The sequence below is a fragment of the Streptomyces alkaliphilus genome (genome assembly GCF_014141535.1).
Classification (GTDB): domain Bacteria; phylum Actinomycetota; class Actinomycetes; order Streptomycetales; family Streptomycetaceae; genus Streptomyces; species Streptomyces alkaliphilus.
Map to the genome: position 1 here is coordinate 1 of NZ_VKHT01001065.1, position 1640 is coordinate 1640.

Annotated in this window: 3 protein-coding genes; all 3 read left to right on the forward strand. The window is 74.5% G+C overall.

Going from position 1 to position 1640, the window contains the following annotated elements; genetic code table 11:
* Positions 1-402 precede the first annotated feature (402 nt).
* The 3 genes from FNQ90_RS22400 to FNQ90_RS22410 all read left to right on the forward strand — a co-directional run bounded on the left by FNQ90_RS22400 (position 403) and on the right by FNQ90_RS22410 (position 1568).
* A complete protein-coding gene (locus FNQ90_RS22400; protein WP_228454585.1) occupies positions 403-789 on the forward strand; it encodes a DUF5955 family protein in 387 nt (128 codons plus the stop codon).
* Positions 790-864: 75 nt separating this feature from the next.
* Positions 865-1134, forward strand: coding sequence for a hypothetical protein (locus FNQ90_RS22405; RefSeq protein WP_182608006.1), 270 nt, complete (start codon positions 865-867; stop codon positions 1132-1134).
* Positions 1131-1568: a helix-turn-helix domain-containing protein gene (locus FNQ90_RS22410; RefSeq protein ID WP_182608007.1), complete on the forward strand. Its 438-nt coding sequence runs from the start codon at positions 1131-1133 to the stop codon at positions 1566-1568. The genes FNQ90_RS22405 and FNQ90_RS22410 overlap by 4 nt, the downstream gene beginning before the upstream one ends.
* The last annotated feature ends 72 nt before the right edge of the window (positions 1569-1640 follow it).

Below are 1640 nucleotides of genomic sequence, written 5' to 3' on the forward strand. Positions count from 1 at the left end.
GGGTACCGGGGAAGGCCGTCCCACCGGTGGTTTTCCCGTGAGCGGGGGCACCGGCGCCCCGGGTCCCCGTGCTCATCGTCGAGGGGTCCGCCGACGGGACGTGACCCCGCGGGGAGGAGTGGGTACGGGAACGTGTCCGGCCGGTCGCGGGCCGGGGCCGCGGGGTCCGGGCGCCCCTTGGGCGCGCGGGCGCTCCCGACCGGCGCGCGGGAGGCGCGCACGGCGCGCGAGGGGTGGCGTTCACCGGAATGTGACGAGGATTTTCGCCCTCCGTATGGCGTAGTGCGCGGACAGTGATATTTACTGTCGCCATTCGGTGCCCCCGGGGACGACGGGTCTTCTCGCGTCCCGGCGCGGGCGCCGGGGCATGTCACCGAGAAGGACTCCCCGGGGAGGGCCGAGTTGGCCGCTTCACGCACCGAGACAGGATGTTCCGCGCGCCTCGTCGCCGGCGACGCGCGCACCGGACGGCAGGAGCCGGCGCCGGCGGACGAGCCGCGCGTCCTGGCCCTGCGCCTCGCCGTGGCCGGCGTGCGGGTCGCCCTCGCCGGGTATCGGGCACCGCTGACCGACCGAGGTGTGGCGGAACGCGAATTGGAACGGCTGGAGGCCGTCGCCCGCTCGCCGCGCCCCCATCCCGAGGAACTGGGACGCGGGTTGCTGATGGTGGTCGGCGCCGTGGGTTCGGTACGGGTGCTGGCCACGCCGGTGGCGGAGTTGCGGGCCGCGGTGGAGCTGTTCGCCCCCCGGCGCGGCGCCCTGCCGGCCACCCGTCGGCCCACCGTCTGAGGCCCGCCGGGGTCTCCCCGCCCCGATGTCGTTCGGCCCCGGGCGGGGAGCCCCGTACCGGGTTAGGTTGACCGGGTGCGTCTGAGACTCGAATTCACGACCGAGCCGTTCGACCTGGAGGAGCCCCCGGAACACGCCCGGATGGCCCGGGCGCTGGTGGAATCCGCTCCCCTGGAGCGGGTGGATGTCGGGCCCTTCGGCAACACGGTGGAAGGAGGCGCCGGGGTCGTGCTGGAAGTGGTCGATCGCCTCCTGCGCGCGGCCCCGGAGGTCGGGGCCCGTCGGATCTCCCTCCAGGTCACCGTGCTGGACGGGGTGGCCGGCGGCGAGGGGGAGAATCGGTGAGCGACGCCCCGAACGCCGCCGGTGGCGCCGGGGAGGACGCCTTCCTCGAGGCCGTGCGCCCGCTGGTGGACGCCATCGGGGGCGATTCGGTGCCGGTCGCCGAGGCCGGTGGTGACGATGTGGTGCTGGAATGGGCCGGTCGACCGGTCGTGGCCGTTCGCCTGCCGCACCTGTCGGAGTCCCTGGAGCACATCCTCAACGACCTGCGCCGTCGACACGGTCGTCCCCTGGACGAACTGGATCGCCGAGCCAAGCAGGCGGTGGTCCGCACGCTCGAGGCACGGGGGGCGTTCACGCTCCGACACGGGGTGGAGACGGTGGCCGCCGCGCTGGGGGTCAGCCGCTTCACCGTCTACAACTACCTCAATCGCGAGAACGCGCGGGAGGCCGGAGAGCGGACGGAGCGGACGGACGGAACACGGGGGGAAGAATAGGGCCGGCGGCCCGGGGAGGGTGTTCCGGCGGCCCGGGGAGGGTGTTCCGGCGGCCCGGGGAGGGTGTTCCGG